At 72.1% G+C, this 18,057-nt stretch carries 17 protein-coding genes; 9 read left to right on the top strand and 8 right to left on the bottom strand.

Translation table 11 applies throughout. From position 1 onward, the window contains the following. Positions 1–43 precede the first annotated feature (43 nt). Positions 44–1,300 carry a phosphoserine phosphatase SerB gene (serB, locus tag ACGF12_RS27510; protein ID WP_393035420.1) on the top strand — a complete coding sequence of 419 codons (1,257 nt, stop codon included), beginning with the start codon at positions 44–46 and terminating at the stop codon, positions 1,298–1,300. Between the two features lie 60 nt (positions 1,301–1,360). On the opposite strand, the gene ACGF12_RS27505 is transcribed toward serB, so the two are convergent. The 3 genes from ACGF12_RS27505 to ACGF12_RS27495 all read right to left on the bottom strand — a co-directional run bounded on the left by ACGF12_RS27505 (position 1,361) and on the right by ACGF12_RS27495 (position 3,543). Next, a complete protein-coding gene (locus ACGF12_RS27505; RefSeq protein WP_393035417.1) occupies positions 1,361–1,888 on the bottom strand; it encodes a SixA phosphatase family protein in 528 nt (175 codons plus the stop codon). A 153-nt stretch (positions 1,889–2,041) separates the two neighbouring features. Then, positions 2,042–2,164, bottom strand: a complete 123-nt coding sequence (locus ACGF12_RS27500) for an SGM_5486 family transporter-associated protein (RefSeq protein ID WP_380615658.1) — start codon at positions 2,162–2,164, stop codon at positions 2,042–2,044. Between the two features lie 95 nt (positions 2,165–2,259). Continuing rightward, complete coding sequence (locus tag ACGF12_RS27495) at positions 2,260–3,543, bottom strand: CynX/NimT family MFS transporter (protein ID WP_393035410.1); 1,284 nt, start codon at positions 3,541–3,543, stop codon at positions 2,260–2,262. Between the two features lie 122 nt (positions 3,544–3,665). Here ACGF12_RS27495 and ACGF12_RS27490 point away from each other — a divergent pair, with 122 nt between their 5' ends. Continuing rightward, positions 3,666–4,340, top strand: coding sequence for a FadR/GntR family transcriptional regulator (locus ACGF12_RS27490; protein ID WP_393035407.1), 675 nt, complete (start codon positions 3,666–3,668; stop codon positions 4,338–4,340). Between the two features lie 87 nt (positions 4,341–4,427). On the opposite strand, the gene fabI is transcribed toward ACGF12_RS27490, so the two are convergent. Beyond that, positions 4,428–5,195, bottom strand: coding sequence for an enoyl-ACP reductase FabI (fabI, locus tag ACGF12_RS27485; RefSeq protein WP_393035404.1), 768 nt, complete (start codon positions 5,193–5,195; stop codon positions 4,428–4,430). A 2-nt stretch (positions 5,196–5,197) separates the two neighbouring features. After that, positions 5,198–5,917, bottom strand: a complete 720-nt coding sequence (gene fabG, locus ACGF12_RS27480) for a 3-oxoacyl-[acyl-carrier-protein] reductase (RefSeq protein WP_387627481.1) — start codon at positions 5,915–5,917, stop codon at positions 5,198–5,200. 315 nt (positions 5,918–6,232) lie between these two features. On the opposite strand from fabG, the gene ACGF12_RS27475 reads away from it, so the two are divergent. The 6 genes from ACGF12_RS27475 to ACGF12_RS27450 all read left to right on the top strand — a co-directional run bounded on the left by ACGF12_RS27475 (position 6,233) and on the right by ACGF12_RS27450 (position 12,105). Next, positions 6,233–7,375 carry an MBL fold metallo-hydrolase gene (locus tag ACGF12_RS27475; protein ID WP_393035400.1) on the top strand — a complete coding sequence of 381 codons (1,143 nt, stop codon included), beginning with the start codon at positions 6,233–6,235 and terminating at the stop codon, positions 7,373–7,375. A 141-nt stretch (positions 7,376–7,516) separates the two neighbouring features. Beyond that, positions 7,517–9,079: a TldD/PmbA family protein gene (locus ACGF12_RS27470; protein ID WP_393035397.1), complete on the top strand. Its 1,563-nt coding sequence runs from the start codon at positions 7,517–7,519 to the stop codon at positions 9,077–9,079. Further along, entirely contained in the window at positions 9,079–10,476 is a 1,398-nt protein-coding gene (locus ACGF12_RS27465; RefSeq protein ID WP_393035395.1) for a metallopeptidase TldD-related protein, read from the top strand. The genes ACGF12_RS27470 and ACGF12_RS27465 overlap by 1 nt, the downstream gene beginning before the upstream one ends. A gap of 31 nt (positions 10,477–10,507) precedes the next feature. Beyond that, positions 10,508–11,056, top strand: coding sequence for an RNA 2'-phosphotransferase (locus tag ACGF12_RS27460; protein WP_393035444.1), 549 nt, complete (start codon positions 10,508–10,510; stop codon positions 11,054–11,056). A 144-nt stretch (positions 11,057–11,200) separates the two neighbouring features. Beyond that, positions 11,201–11,584 (top strand): DUF3099 domain-containing protein, encoded by a 384-nt coding sequence (locus ACGF12_RS27455; RefSeq protein ID WP_393035392.1) that lies wholly within the window; start codon positions 11,201–11,203, stop codon positions 11,582–11,584. A gap of 278 nt (positions 11,585–11,862) precedes the next feature. Beyond that, positions 11,863–12,105: a hypothetical protein gene (locus tag ACGF12_RS27450; RefSeq protein WP_393035389.1), complete on the top strand. Its 243-nt coding sequence runs from the start codon at positions 11,863–11,865 to the stop codon at positions 12,103–12,105. On the opposite strand, the gene moaA is transcribed toward ACGF12_RS27450, so the two are convergent. The 3 genes from moaA to ACGF12_RS27435 form a co-directional block, all read right to left on the bottom strand. Then, positions 12,102–13,091, bottom strand: coding sequence for a GTP 3',8-cyclase MoaA (gene moaA, locus ACGF12_RS27445; RefSeq protein WP_393035386.1), 990 nt, complete (start codon positions 13,089–13,091; stop codon positions 12,102–12,104). The genes ACGF12_RS27450 and moaA overlap by 4 nt on opposite strands. 78 nt (positions 13,092–13,169) lie before the next feature. Next, the gene (locus tag ACGF12_RS27440) at positions 13,170–14,789 is read right to left on the bottom strand and encodes a cation acetate symporter (protein WP_393035383.1); all 1,620 of its coding nucleotides are present in this window, start codon (positions 14,787–14,789) and stop codon (positions 13,170–13,172) included. Beyond that, positions 14,786–15,142: a DUF485 domain-containing protein gene (locus ACGF12_RS27435; RefSeq protein ID WP_393035380.1), complete on the bottom strand. Its 357-nt coding sequence runs from the start codon at positions 15,140–15,142 to the stop codon at positions 14,786–14,788. The genes ACGF12_RS27440 and ACGF12_RS27435 overlap by 4 nt, the downstream gene beginning before the upstream one ends. 373 nt (positions 15,143–15,515) lie before the next feature. Between ACGF12_RS27435 and ACGF12_RS27430 the strand changes: the two genes are divergently transcribed. Further along, positions 15,516–17,963 (top strand): hypothetical protein, encoded by a 2,448-nt coding sequence (locus ACGF12_RS27430; protein ID WP_393035377.1) that lies wholly within the window; start codon positions 15,516–15,518, stop codon positions 17,961–17,963. Positions 17,964–18,057: the final 94 nt, after the last annotated feature.

The following is an 18,057-nucleotide window of genomic DNA, read 5'->3' as shown; positions in this document are numbered from 1 at the left end:
GGTACCCGCCGCCCGAGGGCCGACGGGTAGCGTGGGACTCACCATGAACGCATCGCCCTTGGCCGCTGAGCCCCTCCCCGCCGCCCAGCCCCGGACCGCGGACGAGCGCACCCTGCTCGTCAAGGTGTTCGGCAAGGACCGCCCCGGCATCACCGCCGGCCTCTTCGCCACCCTGGCCGGCTTCGGCGTCGACGTGATCGACATCGAGCAGGTCGTCACCCGTGGCCGCATCACGCTGTGCGCCCTGGTCACCCCGCCCTCCGCGCCCGGCGCGGAGGGCGGCCTGCGGGCCACCGTGCACCGCTGGGCGGACGAGCAGAAGCTCCAGGCCGAGATCCTCTCCGGCATCGGCGACAACCGCCCGCGCCGCGAGGGCCGTTCGCACGTGACGGTGCTCGGCAACCCGCTGACCGCCTCCGCCGTCTCCGCGCTGACCTCCCGGATCACCGCGGCCGGCGGCAACATCGACCGTGTCTTCCGCCTCGCCAAGTACCCGGTGACGGCGGTCGAGCTGGCCGTCTCGGGTGTGGCCACCGAGGAGCTGCGGGCCGAGCTCGCCCAGGAGGCGGCCACCCAGCGGGTGGACGTCGCGGTGGTGGCGGCCGGGCTGGAGCGCCGGGCCAAGCGCCTGGTGGTGATGGACGTGGACTCCACGCTCATCCAGGACGAGGTGATCGAGCTGTTCGCCGCCCACGCGGGCTGCGAGGAGCAGGTCGCCGAGGTGACGGCCGCGGCGATGCGCGGCGAGCTGGACTTCGCCGAGTCGCTGCGCGCCCGGGTGGCGCTGCTGGCGGGGCTGGACGCCTCGGTGACGGACAAGGTCCGCACGGAGGTCCGGCTCACCCCGGGCGCGCGCACCCTGATCCGCACCCTGCAGCGGCTGGGCTTCCAGGTCGCGGTGGTGTCCGGCGGGTTCACCCAGGTGACCGACCACCTGGTGGAGCTGCTGGGGCTGGACTTCGCGGCCGCCAACACCCTGGAGGTGGTGGACGGGAAGTTCACCGGCCGGGTGGTCGGCGAGATCGTGGACCGGGCCGGGAAGGCCCGCTGGCTGGCCCGCTTCGCCGAGCAGGCGAAGGTGCCGCTGGAGCAGACGGTGGCGATCGGCGACGGCGCCAACGACCTGGACATGCTGAACGCGGCCGGGCTCGGGGTGGCGTTCAACGCCAAGCCGGTGGTGCGCGAGGCCGCCGACACCGCGGTGAACGTGCCGTTCCTCGACACCGTGCTCTACCTGCTGGGCATCACCCGCGAGGAGGTCGAGGCGGCCGACGTGCACGACGGCACCCCGACCGAGTGAGGCCTGCGGACGTGAACGAGGGGCGTGTGGATCCGATCCGCGCGCCCCTCGCGTGCGTTCCTAGTCCTGCGGCGTGTAGTACGAGACCAGCTGGGCCACGCCCGGCTCGACGCCCTTCCAGGAGCCGGAGAAGCTGAGCACCGCGACCGCAGCCGTCGGGAACCCGCCCATGCGCAGCCGCTCCAGCGCGTCCCGGTCGCCCGCGTCCCCGGCCAGCACCTGGGTCAGGCCCAGCACCCCGGGGTTGTGGCCGACCAGCACCACGTCCGCGTACTCCTCCGGGGTCTCGTGGAGCACGGCGATGATCTCGCCCGGGCTGGCCTCGTAGATCCGCTCCTCGTAGACGGTCTTGCGGGCCCGCTTGGGCAGCTCGTGCGCGGCCAGCTTCCACGTCTCGCGGGTGCGCAGGGCGGGGGAGCAGAGCACGAATTCGGGATTGATCCCGGAATCGGCCATCCAGCGGCCGGCGTCCGGGGCCTGGTGGCGGCCCCGGTCGGCCAGCGGCCGCTCGTGGTCGTCCACGCCGTTCGGCCAGTCGGCCTTGGCATGGCGGAGAACGATGATCCTGCGGGGCGTTTCGGCGCTCATACCCAGCAAGCTTGGCAGAAAAGCCGCCCGGGGGCGCGACGCTCCCGGTTGCCGCCGCTCCCCGGGGCGGCGGGTGCCATCATGCCCCGTTCGCCGGGCCACCTTCCCGAAACGAAGGGGATACCGGGAGTACGGCGGTGGTACGGGCGGTGGTCAGCCCATCTGGGCGGCGACGGTGGCGATGATCGCCACCAGCACCACGATGCCGGCGAAGGCGAAGGCGATACGGCCGAGCTGCTTGCGGCCGTCGGTGGGGTTCGGGTCGAGAACGGGCATGTCCGGAATTCTCCCACCCCGAACACGCCCGCCGGTCCCCGGCCCCACCGCTTTGGCCAGGCCTTGACCTTCGGCGTCAGGTCTTGACCTTCACGTCAGGCCTTGACCTTCGCCGCCGGGTGGACCGCCTCGTCCTCGATGTGCCGGGCCCGGGCGGCGCGCAGGCCGAACAGCATCTGCGGCACCAGCAGCAGCGCCAGGAAGCCCAGCGGCCAGTACCACTCACCGGTGACCTGGTAGATCCGGCCGATCAGGATCGGGCCCGGGATGGAGATCAGGTAGCCGACGCCCTGGGCGAAGGCGGACAGCTGTGCCACCCCGCCCGCGGTCCGGGCGCGCAGCCCGATCATGGTCAGCACCAGCGGGAAGGCGCAGTTGGACAGGCCCACCAGGACCGCCCAGACCCACGGCGCCCCGGCCGGGGCGAGCGCCAGGCCGGCGTACCCGGCGATGCCGCAGGAGGCCAGCACCACCACGAACAGCCGCTGGTCGCCGCGCCGGGCCGCCAGGTTGGGCAGCACGAAGGAGACCGGCACGCCGATCACCATGGTGACCGCGAGCAGCACCCCGGAGGTCCCCTTGTCGACGCCGGAGTCCTGGAAGATCTTCGGCAGCCAGCCCATCACCACGTACGCACCGGTGGCCTGGAGGCCGAAGAAGCAGGCCAACGCCCAGGCCGTGCGGCTGCGGGTGATCGGCAGCTTGACGGGGGCCGCGGCGCCGCCGGCGTGCTCGCCGCGCTCGCGCTTGCCGATCAGCACCGGCAGCCAGAGCACCAGGGCGAGCGCGCCCAGGGCGGCCCAGACACCCAGGCCCTGGCGCCAGTCGCCGCCCAGTGCGCTGGTCAGCGGCACGGTGACGGCGGCGGCCAGTGCGGTGCCGGCGGACAGCGCCATGGAGTACAGGCCGATCATCGGCCCGACCTTCTCCGGGAAGTACCGCTTGATCACCACTGGCAGCAGCACGTTGGAGACCGCCACACCGGCCAGGGCGAGCGCGGTGAGCAGCAGGAACACCGCGGTGCCGCCGGCGAAGGAGCGCGCCAGCACGCCCGCCGTGATCGCGCCCATCCCGGCCGTGATCACCGCGATCGGCCCGACCCGGCGGGCCGCCGTGGGCGCCGCGAAGCCGAACAGCCCGAAGCACAGCGACGGGACGGCGGTGAGCAGCCCGGCGAGCGTCGGGTTCATCCCGAGACCGGTGCGGACCTGGTCGAGCAGCGGCCCGAGGCTGGTGACCACGGGACGCAGGTTGAAGGCGGCGGCGGCGATCGCGACGGCGAACAGCCAGCCGAGGTACTTGGCGGGGGCGACGGGCCGCTCGGTCTGCGGCCCGGCCTCGGTTCGTGGGGAGGTGGTGGTGTCTGCTGCGGGAGGCATGCAGGTCATCATAGAATGATGGGATGAATTGATGCACCTTGGAATTGGCATGATGTGCCGATCGTTCATCCACCGGCCACTTCCCCCCAGGCCCACCCACCCCGTAGCCGCAAGGAGTCCCCGTGGCGCTGTCATCGCCGAGGCGCACCCCGCTGTCCGACCAGGTGATCGCGCAGCTGCGCGCCCAGATCACCTCCGGGGAGTGGCCCGTCGGCTCGCGCATCCCCACCGAGGCCGCGCTGGTCGAACAGCTGGGGGTGGCCCGCAACACCGTCCGCGAGGCCGTCCGCGCCCTCGCCCACAACGGGCTGCTCGACATCCGGCAGGGCTCCGGCACCTACGTGCTGGCCACCAGCGAGCTGGCCGGGGTGATGCACCGCCGCTTCGCCGACGCCGACCAGGCGCAGGTCGCCGAGCTGCGGGCGGCCCTGGAGACCTCCGCGGCGGGCCTGGCCGCCGTCCGCCGCACCGCGCGCGACCTCGGCCTGCTGGACGCCGCGCTCGGCCGCCGCGAGGCCGCCTGGCACTCCGGTGACGCCGAGGACTTTGTCCAGGCCGACGCCGCCTTCCACCAGGCCGTGGTCGCCGCCGCCCACAACGACGTGCTGCTCGCCGTCTACGCCGACCTCGGCGAGGTCACCCGCGCGCACCTGCGCAACGACGTCGGCCCCGAGCTGATCGCCGAGCGCTACATCGGCCACGACACCATCCTGGACGCCATCCGGGCCGGCGACGCCCAGCGCGCCTCGGTCGAGGCCGGCCGCGCCATCGGGGCCTGCGCCACCGCCGAGGCGTGAGCGGCTGCGCGGCGACTCGCCCGTAAGGGGAAACACCGCTGCCCGGCACCCCCTACAGGGGTGCCGGGCAGCGGCGGTTTCAGCGGATCAGGCGCCGATGGCGTGCAGACCGCCGTCGACGTGGATGATCTCGCCGGTGGTCTTCGGGAACCAGTCCGACAGCAGCGCGACGATGGCGCGGCCGGCCGGCTCCGGGTCGTTCAGGTCCCACTTCAGCGGGGAGCGGTGGTTCCAGGTGTCGGCCAGGTCGCCGAAGCCCGGAATGGACTTGGCGGCCATCGAGCCGAGCGGGCCGGCCGAGACCAGGTTGCAGCGGATGTCCCGCGGGCCCAGGTAGCGGGCCAGGTAGCGGCTGGTCGACTCCAGGGCGGCCTTGGCCGGGCCCATCCAGTCGTACTGCGGCCAGGCGAACTGGGCGTCGAAGGTCAGGCCGACCACCGAGCCGCCGTCCTGCATCAGCGGCATCAGCGCCATGGTCAGCGACTTCAGCGAGTACGCCGAGACGTGCATCGCGGTGGCCACGGACTCCCACGGGGTGTCCAGGAAGTTGCCGCCCAGCGCGTCCTGCGGCGCGAAGCCGATCGAGTGGACGATGCCGTCCAGGGTCGGCAGGGTCTCGCGGACCTGGTCGGCGATGCCCGCCAGGTCCTCCGCGCTGGAGACGTCCAGCGACAGCACCTTGACCGGCTTCGGCAGCTTCTTGGCGATCCGCTCGGTCAGGCTCGGGCGCGGGAAGGCGGTGAGGATGATCTCCGCGCCCTGCTCCTGCGCGAGCTTGGCGGCGTGGAAGGCGATGGAGGACTCCATCAGCACGCCGGTGATCAGGATCCGCTTGCCTTCGAGGATTCCACTCATGATCAGTGACCCATGCCCAATCCGCCGTCGACGGGAATGACGGCTCCGGTGATGTACGCGGCCTCGTCCGACCCGAGGAACCGCACGGTGGAGGCGACCTCGGCGGGCGCCGCGTAGCGGCCCAGCGGCACGCCCGAGACGATCTCCGCGCGGCGCTCGTCGGTGAGCACGGCGGTCATGTCGGTGTCCACGAAGCCGGGGGCCACCACGTTGACGGTGATGTTGCGCGGGCCGAGCTCGCGCGCCAGCGACCGGGCGAAACCGACCAGGCCGGCCTTGGAGGCGGCGTAGTTGGCCTGGCCCGGCGAGCCGGACAGGCCCACCACGGAGGAGATCAGCACCACGCGGCCCTTCTTGGCGCGCATCATCAGCTTCGAGGCGCGCTTGACCACGCGGAAGGTGCCGGTCAGGTTGGTGTCCAGGACGGAGGTGAAGTCCTCCTCGGACATCCGCAGCAGCAGGGTGTCGTGGGTGATGCCCGCGTTGGCGACGAGCACCTCGACCGCGCCGTGCTTCTGCTCGATCTCGGTGAAGGCGGCGTCGACCTGCGCGGCGTCCGTGATGTCGCAGCGCACCGCGAGGACGTCGTACTTCACCAGGGCCTCGGGCACCTCACCCGAACGGCTGGTGATGGCCACCTTGTCGCCCGCTTCGGCGAAGGCCTGGGCGATCGCGAGGCCGATGCCCCGGTTTCCTCCGGTGACGAGAACCGAGCGGCTCAACGATCCACCTCTCTCCGTGTGTGAGCACGTACGTCGGAATGCGTACGCAGTGTGACGGTATCGGGCGCCCGGCGGTGTCGGCGCATCGGGCTCCCACAGCGCCGCACCAGAGGAACTGTCGCAATCCGACAATCCGCACCCGCAGCACCTGGCACCTCCCGCCGACGCCCCGCAGGCCGGGGCGCCGCCGCGATCGGGGCGACTGTGCGGGAACAACACGGACGGGCGCACCCGTTGCCCCCGTGGTGTGGACCGACCGGGACCCCGTACCCTTCCCCGAACAGTCCCGGCGAGGAACGAACGAAGGCAGGGCGCATGACCAAGGCACGGCCCGGGAGCACCCACCGACGCGGACGACTGCTCGCCCTGACCGCCCTGGCGGCGGGCCTGGGCGCCACCGCCTGGTCGCTGCGCGACCTGCCGGCGGCGTTCGGGCGGCGCCCGGACGGCGAGCGCGAGGAGCGGGTGCGCAACTCCCCGCAGTACCGCGACGGCGTCTTCCACAACGCGCCCTCGGCCCTCGCCCGCACGGCCGGCGCCCCCGGCGTCGACCCCGCCACCGTCCGCCGGATGATGTTCGAGCGCACCGGCCGCGTCCCCGCCCACCCGGTGCCCACCGTCCGCCCCGCCGCGACCGGCCCGGCCGCCGAGGGCGTGGAGATCACCTGGTACGGGCACGCCTCCGCGCTGGTGGAGATCGAGGGCTCCCGTGTGCTGCTCGACCCGATCTGGAGCGACCGCTGCTCCCCCTCCGCGCACGTCGGCCCCAAGCGGCTGCACCCGGTGCCGGTCGAGCTGGAGGAGCTGCCGCCGGTCGACGCCGTGCTGATCTCGCACGACCACTACGACCACCTCGACATGGCCACCGTCAAGCGCCTGGTGCGCAGCCAGTCCGCGCCCTTCGCGGTGCCGCTCGGCATCGGCGGCCACCTGCGCCGCTGGGGCGTCCCGGAGCACCGGATCATCGAGCTGGACTGGGACGAGACCTGCACCCTGGGCGAGCTGGTGGTCACCCTCACCTCCGCGCACCACTTCTCCGGCCGCGGTCTGACCCGCAACACCACCCTGTGGGGCTCCTGGGTGATCGCCGGCCCCACCCGCAAGGTCTTCTACACCGGCGACTCCGGCTACTTCGAGGGCTACGGCCGGATCGGGGAGCAGCACGGCCCCTTCGACGCCGCGCTGGTGCAGATCGGCGCCTACGACGCGGCCTGGGCGGACATCCACATGACCCCCGAGGACGCCGTCCTCGCCCACCGCGACCTCGACGCCGGGCTGCTGGTGCCGGTCCACTGGTGCACCTTCAACCTGGGCCTGCACCCGTGGGCCGAACCGATCGAGCGACTGCTCAAGGAGGCCAAGGCCCAGGCCGTCCCGCTGGCCGTGCCGCGCCCCGGCGAGCGGGTCGACGTGGACAACCCGCCGGAGCTGGACGGCTGGTGGGAGTCCGTCTCCTGACGGCCCGGTAGGAGACCTCGACCGAAACCGCGTCGCACGGGTCGAAATGGGCTGGCCGGAAACCCGGTGGACGGGAAATGATGCGGTGCGGGCGTCCCTGTGGGCACCCGCACCGTCACCCTCCGCGACCTGGGAGCCCGATTGCCTCCGATCCCTCCGGCCGTCAGCGCCGGCGCCCCGACCGGGCGCGCCGTCGATCCGCTGTTCCTCGCCCTCCCGCTGCGCACCCTGGCCGACGCCGCCCTCACCCGGGCCCGTGAACTCGGCGCGAGCCACGCCGACTTCCGCCTGGAGCGGGTCCGCAGCGCCTCCTGGCGGCTGCGCGACGCCCGCCCGTCCGGCACCTCCGACAGTGTGCAGCTCGGCTTCGCCGTCCGCGTCCTGCTGGACGGCGCCTGGGGCTTCGCCGCCGGGGTGGACCTGACCCCCGACGCCGCGGCGAAGGTCGCCGCCCAGGCCGTCGCGGTGGCCCGCCTGTCCGGCGGGATCAGCCGGGCGGCCGGCTCCACCGAGCGGGTCGAGCTGGCCGACGAGCCCGTCCACCGGGACGTCACCTGGGTCTCCGCGTACGAGGTCAACCCCTTCGAGGTGCCGGACGCCGAGAAGACCGCCCTGCTCGCCGAGCGCAGCTCCCGGCTGCTGGCCGCCGAGGGCGTCTCGCACGTCCAGGCGGCCCTGCTGACCGTCCAGGAGAACAAGTTCTACGCGGACACCGCGGGCACCATGACGACCCAGCAGCGGATCCGGCTCTACTCCGACCTGGAGGCCACCTCGGTCGACGAGCGCACCGGCGCCTTCGACTCGATGCGCACCCTGGCCCCGCCGGTCGGCCGCGGCTACGAGTACCTCACCGGTACCGAGTGGGACTGGGACGCGGAGCTCGCCGAACTTCCGGTCCTGCTGGCCGAGAAGATGAAGGCCCCGAGCGTCGAGGCGGGCCGCTACGACCTGGTGATCGACCCGTCCAACCTCTGGCTGACCATCCACGAGTCGATCGGCCACGCCACCGAGCTGGACCGCGCGCTCGGCTACGAGGCCGCCTACGCCGGCACCTCCTTCGCCACCTTCGACCAGCTCGGCGCCCTCCAGTACGGTTCCGGGCTGATGCACGTCACCGGCGACCGCACCGCCGAGCACGGCCTGTCCACCATCGGCTACGACGACGAGGGCGTGGCCACCCAGTCCTGGGACCTGGTCAAGGACGGCGTCCTGGTCGGCTACCAGCTCGACCGCGGCATGGCCAAGTTGAAGGGATTCGAGCGCTCCAACGGCTGCGCCTTCGCGGACTCCCCGGCGCACGTCCCGGTGCAGCGGATGGCCAACGTCTCGCTCCGGCCCGCCGCCGACGGCCCGGACACCGAGGGCCTGTTCGCCGGGGTGGAGAACGGCCTGTACATAGTCGGCGACCGCTCCTGGTCGATCGACATGCAGCGCTACAACTTCCAGTTCACCGGCCAGCGCGCCTACGCCATCAAGAACGGCGAACTCGCCGGCCAGGTCAAGGACTTCGCCTACCAGGCCACCACCACCGACTTCTGGGGCTCGATGGCGGCGGTCGGCGGCCCGCAGACGTACGTCCTCGGCGGCGCCTTCAACTGCGGCAAGGCGCAGCCCGGCCAGGTCGCGGCGGTCAGCCACGGCTGCCCGTCGGCGCTGTTCCGCAACGTCAACGTGCTCAACACCCAGCAGGAGGCGGGTCACTGATGACCGCGATGCAGCCCCACGAACTCGTCGAGCTGGCCCTCGGCCTCTCCCGCGCCGACGGCTGCGTGGTGATCGCCGACGAGGAGTCCACCGCCAACCTGCGCTGGGCCGGCAACGCGCTGACCACCAACGGGGTCACCCGCGGCCGCCGCCTCACCGTGATCGCCACCGTGGCCGGCGCCGAGGGCACCGCCTCCGGCGTGGTCTCCCGCGAGGCCGTCACCACCGAGGACGTCGAGGGCCTGGTCCGGGCCGCCGAGGACGCCGCCCGCGCGGCCGGCCCGGCCGAGGACGCCCAGCCGCTGGTCGCCGACCAGCCGCACTCCCCGCACTTCACCCAGCCGCCCGCGGAGACCTCCATCGAGGTGTTCGACGCCTTCGGCCCAGCCCTCGGCGAGGCCTTCGCCCGCGCCGCCGCGCAGGGCGAGCTGCTGTACGGCTTCGCCCGGCACGAGATCACCACCAGCTACCTGGGCAGCTCCACCGGCCTGCGGCTGCGCCACGACCAGCCCACCGGCATGGTCGAGATCAACGCCAAGACCGCCGACCTGTCCGGCTCGGCCTGGATCGGCGCCGCCACCCAGGACTTCACCGACATCGACGTCGAGGCCCTGCACACCGAGCTGACCAAGCGCCTCGGCTGGGGCGCCCGCAAGGTCGACCTGCCGGCCGGGCGGTACGAGACGCTGCTGCCGCCCTCGGCCGTCGCCGACCTGATGGTGTACCTCAACTGGTCCTCCGGCGGCCGGGACGCCCACGAGGGCCGGACGGTCTTCTCCAAGCCCGGCGGCGGCACCCGGATCGGCGACAAGCTCGCCGGCCTGCCGCTGACGCTGCGCTCCGACCCGCGCGAGGAGGGCCTGGAGGCCGTCCCGTTCGTGCTGGCGCACAGCAGCGGCGGCGACGTCTCGGTCTTCGACAACGGCGAGCCGATCGCCGCCACCGACTGGATCCGCGAGGGCGTGCTGACCGAGCTGATCACCAGCCGCCACGTGGCCGGCCTCACCGGCCTGCCGCTGCGCCCGGCGATCGACAACCTGGTGCTGGAGACGGCCGACCAGGAGTCCGCGCCGACCCTGGACGAGATGATCGCCCGCACCGAGCGCGGCCTGCTGCTCACCTGCCTCTGGTACATCCGCGAGGTGGACCCGGCGACGCTGCTGCTCACCGGCCTCACCCGGGACGGCGTGTACCTGGTGGAGAACGGCGAGGTGGTCGCCGCGGTCAACAACTTCCGGTTCAACGAGTCCCCGGTCGACCTGCTCGGCCGGATCACCGAGGTGGGCCGCACCGAACGCTGCCTGCCCCGCGAGTGGAGCGACTACTTCACCCGCACCGCGATGCCACCCGTGCGTGTCGCGGACTTCAACATGAGTTCGGTCAGCCAGGCCTCTTAGCCACTGACCAACGGGGGATACGAGAGACATGATGGACGAGAAGCGGCTGGTCAGAACGAGCAAGATGCTGTCGCGCATCCTGCGGCACGAGCCGGAGCTGGTGGGGATCACGCTGGACGGGTCCGGCTGGGTGGGGATCGACGTGCTGCTCGCCGCGCTCGCGGCGAAGGGCAGGCCGGTCACCCGGGCCGAGCTCGACCACGTGGTGGCCACCAACAACAAGCGCCGCTTCGGCTACTCGCCGGACGGTCTCTCGATCCGCGCCAACCAGGGCCACACGGTGGCGGTCGACCTCGGTCTGACCGCCACCGTGCCGCCGCACGTGCTGTACCACGGCACCGCCGACCGCCACCTGGCGTCGATCTTCCGCGAGGGCCTGCGCCCGATGGCCCGCCAGGACGTGCACCTGTCGGCGGACACCGAGACCGCGACCCGGGTCGGCGCCCGGCACGGCCGCCCCGTGGTGCTGACCGTGAACGCGGCCGCGATGGCGGCGGCCGGCCACGAGTTCCGGCTCAGCGAGAACGGCGTCTGGCTCACCGACGCCGTCCCCCCGCAGTACCTCTCCCGCCGCTCCTAGCCGCTCCTGCCGCCGGACGGCTCCCCTATCACGCCCGACCGGGTGGGCCCCGCCCACCCGGTCTCGTCGCCCCCGGACCCCGGGCGTACCGTGAGGAGGCCGCGCGGAACGGCGCGCGGGTGCGTGGACGAAGGCGGTAGACACATGGGCAAGAGCGCCGACGACGGGCAGGTCTTCCGGATCACGGGGGCGCGCAGCAGCCTGTCCGAGGACGTCCGGGGGCGTCAGCGCCGCTACGTCATCTCGATGCTGATCCGCACGCTCTGCGTGCTGCTCGCGGTGGTGCTGTGGGACGTCCAGCGGTGGCTGGCGATCGCCGCGCTGGCGGGCGGCGTGCTGCTGCCGTACTTCGCGGTGCTGATCGCCAATGCGGGCCGGGAGCGCGCACCGGGCCTGCCGAGCACCTTCGACATCCCGCACGACACCCCGCTGATGCTCGGCCCCGGTGGTACGGGTGGGGCTGGTGCGCCTGCTGGTACAGGACAGGCAAAGCCCGCTGGCACCGAAGCTTCACAGGGCGCGGACTGACCGTCCACTTCGCGGTGGTTGAGACGGAATCGGCTCCAGGAAAGCTCAAAAGAAGCTCAGATTAATCATGCAAGACCTCCCCATCCGGGGGTCTCGGCGTGACATACTGCGTACGCGCTCCGCATCCCCCGTCGGAGCGACGGACCGACGCCGGGCGGCTCCCCCCGTGGCTGCCCGGCGTCGCCATGTCCGGATCCGGACGGGCCCGGTCCGATCGCCGGGGGCCCGTGAAAGACTGGCGGCGACGATCGACCCGCCGAGCACCGAGGACGGCCCCGATGGACACCCCGCAGACGCCGATCTGCTCCGCGAAGGGCTGCCGGGCGGACGCCCACTGGGTGCTGGTGTGGAACAACCCCAAGCTGCACACCCCGGACCGCCGCAAGACCTGGCTGGCCTGCGAGGAGCACCGCGAGCACCTGTCCCAGTTCCTGGGCGTGCGCGGCTTCCTCAAGGAGGTCGTCGCCTTCGCCGACTACCCCAGGACTCCCGAGGGGCCCGGGACCGACCAGTCGGTCTAGCCCCCGATCGCCGACATCGGCCGCTCGGGCTGGTGGAACTCCGGGTCGTCGATCCCGGCCCCGGCCTTCTTGCCCCACATCGCCGCCCGCCACAGCGCGGCCAGTTCCGCGTCGTTCGCCCCCGAGCGCAGCGCGGTGCGCAGGTCGGTCTCCCCGGTTGCGAACAGGCAGTTGCGCACCTGCCCGTCGGCGGTCAGCCGGGTCCGGTCGCAGGCCCGGCAGAACGGCCGGGTGACCGAGGCGATCACGCCGACCCGGCCCGGGCCGCCGTCCACCACCCAGCGCTCGGCGGGCGCCGCGCCCCGGCCCGCGGACGGCTCCGGGGAAAGCGCGAAGCGGGCGCACAGCAGGTCCAGGATCTCCGCCGCGGTGACCATCGACGAGCGGTCCCAGCCGTGTTGGGCGTCCAGCGGCATCTGCTCGATGAAGCGCAACTCGTAGCCCCGCTCCAGGCACCAGGCCAGCAGGTCGGCCGCCTCGTGGTCGTTGACCCCGCGCATCAGCACCGCGTTCAGCTTCACCGGGGTCAGCCCGGCCGCCTCGGCCGCGGCCAGCCCGTCCAGCACGTCCTGGTGGCGCCGGCGGCGGGTGAGCGTGTGGAACACCTCGGGGTCGAGGGTGTCCAGCGAGACGTTGACCCGGTCGAGCCCGGCCTCGCGCAGCGCGGTCGCGGTGCGGGCCAGTCCGATGCCGTTGGTGGTCAGGGACAGCTCGGGGCGCGGCTCCAGCTCCGAACAGGCGGCCACGATCGCGACCAGTCCGGGGCGCAGCAGCGGCTCGCCGCCGGTGAAGCGGACCTCGCGCACACCCAGGTCCCGGACGGCCAGGGTGACCAGCCGGACGATCTCCTCGTCGCTCAGCAGGTCGGGCTTGGCCAGCCACTGCAGGCCTTCCTCCGGCATGCAGTAGGTGCAACGGAGGTTGCACCTGTCGGTCAGGGAGACCCGCAGGTCGACGGCCTGTCGTCCGAAGGTGTCGAGCAGCACGTGCGTCCCTTCCCGAAATGCGGCCGGCCCGGCCACCGTCGCGGCGGGGGCCGGGCCAGCATAGTCATCGCGGGACGATCAGTGGGCGCCCAGCCCGGTCAGTGAGCGGACCTCCAGTTCAGCGTACTTCTCCGGGTCGGGACGCTCCTTGGACAGCAGGGTGCCGAGCCAGCCGGCCAGGAAGCCGATCGGGATGGAGACCAGGCCGGGGTTCTCCAGCGGGAACCAGTGGAAGTCGACGCCCTGGAAGAGCGAGCTCTTGCCCCCGGACAGGACCGGGGAGAAGACCACCAGCACCACCGAGGAGATCAGCCCGGCGTAGACCGAGCTGACCGCGCCGACGGTGGTGAAGCGCTTCCAGTAGAGCGAGTAGAGCAGGGTCGGCAGGTTCGCCGAGGCGGCCACCGCGAAGGCCAGCGCCACCAGGGCGGCGGTGCTGAGCTTGCCCGCGTAGAGGCTGAGCACGACGGCGATCGCGCCGATCACCACCGCGGCCCACTTCGCCGACCGCACCTCCTCCTTCTCGCTCGCCTTCCCGCGCCGGATCACGTTGGCGTACAGGTCATGGGCGAAGGAGGCCGAGGAGGCGAGGGTGAGCCCGGCCACCACGGCGAGGATGGTGGCGAAGGCGACCGCCGAGATCACCGCGAGCATGATCGCGCCGCCGGTGGTGCCGGACCCACCGCCGAGCTGCTCGGCGAGCAGCGGCGCCGCGGTGTTCCCGGACGGCGTCTTGCCCTCGACGGCCACCATGCCGCTGCGGCCGACCAGTGCCGCCGCACCGAAGCCGAGCGCCAGGGTCATCAGGTAGAAGACGCCGATGATGCCGATCGCCCAGAGCACCGATTTGCGAGCCGCCTTGGCGGTGGGGACGGTGTAGAAGCGGACCAGGATGTGCGGCAGGCCGGCGGTGCCGAGCACCAACGCGATCCCCAGGCTGATGAAGTCGAGCTTGGAGGTGTTGCTGGCCCCGTACTTCAGCCCGGGTTCGAGGAACGCCGATCCCTTGCCGCTCGCGGAGGCGGCCGCGCCGAGCAGCTCCGAGGGGTTGAAGTGGTACTTGGCGAGCACCAGGACGGTCATCAGCGCCGCGCCGACGATCAGCAGCACCGCCTTGACGATCTGCACCCAGGTGGTGCCCTTCATGCCCCCTATCACCACGTAGATGATCATCAGTGCACCCACCGCGAGGATGGTCCAGCGCTTGGCCCCGTCCCCGGTGACCCCCAGCAGCAGGGCCACCAGCGCCCCGGCGCCGACCATCTGGGCCAGCAGGTAGAAGATCGACACCACGATGGTGGACACCCCGGCCGCGGTGCGCACCGGGCGCTGGCGCATCCGGAAGGCGAGCACGTCGGCCATGGTGAAGCGGCCGGAGTTGCGCAGCGGCTCGGCGATCAGCAACAGCGCGACCAGCCAGGCGACCAGGAAGCCGATCGAGTAGAGGAAGCCGTCGTACCCGGCCAGGGCGATGGTGCCGGCGATGCCCAGGAAGGACGCGGCGGACATGTAGTCGCCGGAGATCGCCAGGCCGTTCTGGAAGCCGGTGAAGCCGCGGCCGCCGGCGTAGAAGTCGGCGGCGCTGCGGTTCTGCCGCCCGGCCCAGACGGTGATGACCAGGGTGGCCACCACGAAGAGCCCGAACAGGGCCATCGTCAGGCCGCGGTGCTCCGTGGCGGAGCTGGCGAGCACGATCATTCGGCGGACTCCCGGGGAGCGTGGACGACGGCACCGTGGGCCTCGCGGATCGCGGCGGCGGGCGGGTCGATCCGCCGGTCCGCGTAGCGGGCGTACCAGGCGGCGATGGCGAAGGTGGTGGCGAACTGCAGCAGCCCGAGCACCAGGGCCACGTTGATGTGCCCGACGACCTTGGTGCCCATCAGACCGGGTGCGTAGCAGGAGAGCAGGACGTAGAGCAGGTACCAGAGCACGAAGCCGATGGTGACCGGGAAGGCGAAGCTCCGGAACGAGCGCCGGAGGGTACGGAACTCCTCGCTGTCGTCGATGAGTTGGACGTCCGTGGCGGTAGTGCTGATCGGCGGCGAATCCACTCTCTCTCCTCACTCCTTCGGCATAGCGGTCACACGAGGGGCGTGAACGAACGTGAGGGGCGTCACATGTCTCGTGCGCGCCGCGCAATGCTAGGAGCGTCGCGCCCGCCTCGAAAGGGGTTCACAGCGATCAGCCAGTCGTTCACCCCCTCGCACTATCCATTTGGCCGAAAGAAACCGTTCGGACAGTCTCTGTCAGATCCTCACAACCCGCTCGATGACGAAGGATTCACGGCGGCAGCCTCCTGCCACTCATGCGATCTTCATGAGGTCATACTTTGCGAGCGCGCCCATCCAACAGCCGTCGAACCGTCAGTTTTCGGACGTTTTCGAACGAGCGGGGCCTCGCCGTTTCAGGGGGACATCCATCACCGTGAATCGCAGTTCCCGTCCGGCACGGCTGCTCGTGCTGCCGCTACTGGCATCCGCCCTCGCGCTCGCCGGCCCGCTTCCCGCTGCCTCCGCAGCCCCGGCCGCGCCCACCGCCGACCCGGCCTTCCTGCCCGAACTCGTCGTCCCGGGGCAGCCGTTGCCCCAGCCGCGGACCGAGAACCTGCTCGCCGCCGGCCCCAAGGGCTTCCTGCACGGCGCCCGCGACAACCGGATGGCCTGGACTTCGTACGACACCGGTGCCACCACCCTGGTCAGCGGCTACAACGAGTACTACGACGACTATGCGCGCACGCCCGCGCAGTACGGCGCGACCGGCGACTACACCGTCGTCGGCTCCCCCAACAACGGTGACACGTCCTGGAAGCTCCAGAACCCCGCCACCGGCACCTCCGTCACGCTGACCACACCGACCACCACCTGGGTGACGGGCGTGTACGGCGACGCCGTGCTCGCCAAGACCATGGTGCCGGAGTCGCCCGGCAGTGGCTCGCTGAAGATCGGTTCCCTGGCGTTCCTGCGCGCGGACGCCTCCGGCGGCACCGTCAACCTCCCGGTCACCGGCTGGCCCGACGCCTCCGGAATCCCGGGGCGGATCCGCTTCCTCGGCGGTGACGCCAAGGAAGCCGCCCTCGGCTTCAACGACAGCGCCGGCAAGTACCGGATCGCCCTGGCCGACACCCACACCGGCGCCCTGCGGGTCTCCCCGCCGGTGGCCTCCGGGGACACCAACGTGTCCTCGTGCGCCGGCCGGGAAGCGATCGGTCCCGACCGCATCGCCTGGTTCGGTACCGACTGCAACGCCCACGTCCTGCCCCGCGTCGACCTCTCGGCCGCCGAGACCGTGCTGCCCTTCGGCTCGACCAACCTGCCCGACGCCATCGGCATCGCCGGCGACTGGCTGCTCAGCATCGATCACCCCAACGCGGGCGGCCCCAACAACCCCAGCCCCAACCAGGCGCCGCTGAAGGCCCGTCCGATCGCGGGCGGCGCCCCCGTGACGCTGCTGCCGCACGCCGCCCCCAACGTGGTCCCGACCCCGGACGGCGGCGTCCTGGTCGAGGGCGGTGACACCTCCAGCGCCTGGCAGGTCCAGCGGGTCACGCCCGCCGGCAGCGCCCAGCCGACGGTCGCCACCACCGGCTACCGGGTCGAGCCGGACGCCTACACGATCGTCACCGAGTCCCTGTCGGAGAACGTGCTCACCACCGCCGAGAGCGGTAGCACCGTCGATCAGGGCTTCGCTCAGCGCCAGGTCACCCTCGGCGCCGCGCCCGCCGTCGGGGCGCGCACCTCCATCGGCACCGACCTGTACCCGGACCCGTCCCAGCTCTGCATGGCGGGCTCCAACCGGTGCAACACCATGGTGGGCACCGGCGACGGCCGGGTCATCCATCCCGGCACCCGCGGCACCGGCCTGATCGTTCGCCAGGGCCGGAACGCCAAGGCCGTCCCCCTGCCCCAGGGCCTGCCCGCGGCGAACCTCACGGAGGCCAGCGGCCGCTACGTCCTGGTCAACACGTCGACCTACCAGCACCCCGGCCAGGTCGTGCTCGACCTCGACGCGCCGACGCCCGGCACCCAGGTGGCCGCGACGAGCAGCTACGTGGCCACGGTCGACGCGGGAACGCTCTACTCCCCCGGTGCCAACCCGGGTGAGATCACCGCCCTCGACCTGGCGACCCAGCAGTCCCGGACCGTCCAGACCGGCAAGGCCTGCCCGGTCACCAACCTCGAGTCCTCCCGTGGCTGGCTGTACTGGAACTGCGGCACCCAGCGGCTCGCCGGCGTCCTCCGTCCGGCCACCGGCACCGCCATCGACGTGGCGTCGGGCGCCGCCGCCATGGGCGACGGGTTCCTGCTCTACACCGACACCAACAGCTACAGCCAGGTGGTGGACTTCCACACCGGCACCCCGGTCACGAGCAACATCAAGACCAACCTCCGTAGTGACGGTCTCTGGGGCCCGTGGAGCGTCGACCGCTTCGGCAGCGGCCTGGTGTACACCGACCAGCTCAGCAACATCCACCTGATCTCCGTCACCGCCCCCGCGCAGGGCACCACCTTCACCTCGGTGAGCCCGGACCGGCTGCTCGACACCCGCTACGCCATCGGCCAGCCCACCACCGACAAGGTCCCCGGCCGCGCCACCATCGGCCTCCAGGTCGCCGGACGCTCCGGCGTCCCACTGGGTGCCAAGGCCGTGGTCCTCAACGTGACCGCGACCGAGACCGACGGCGGCGGACACCTCACCGCCTGGGCCAGCGGCTCCCAGCAGCCCACCTCCAGCAACCTCAACTGGACCACCAGCGGAGTCACCACCCCCAACCTCGTCGTCGTCCCCCTCGGACCCGACGGCAAGGTCAACCTCTTCAACGGCTCCTGGAACACCACCCACCTCATCGCCGACGTCTTCGGCTACTACGTCTGACCCCGGTAACCCGAGCACCAACGAACACTGGCCTGTGCCGCACCCCGTCAGGGGGGCGGCACAGGCCAGTGCCGTGAGATCAGGGCGTCAGCGC

The organism is Kitasatospora sp. NPDC048296 (assembly GCF_043201815.1).
GTDB lineage: Bacteria > Actinomycetota > Actinomycetes > Streptomycetales > Streptomycetaceae > Kitasatospora.
The sequence above is the reverse complement of the archived record's forward strand: the minus strand, read 5'-3'. Positions and strand labels throughout refer to the sequence as shown.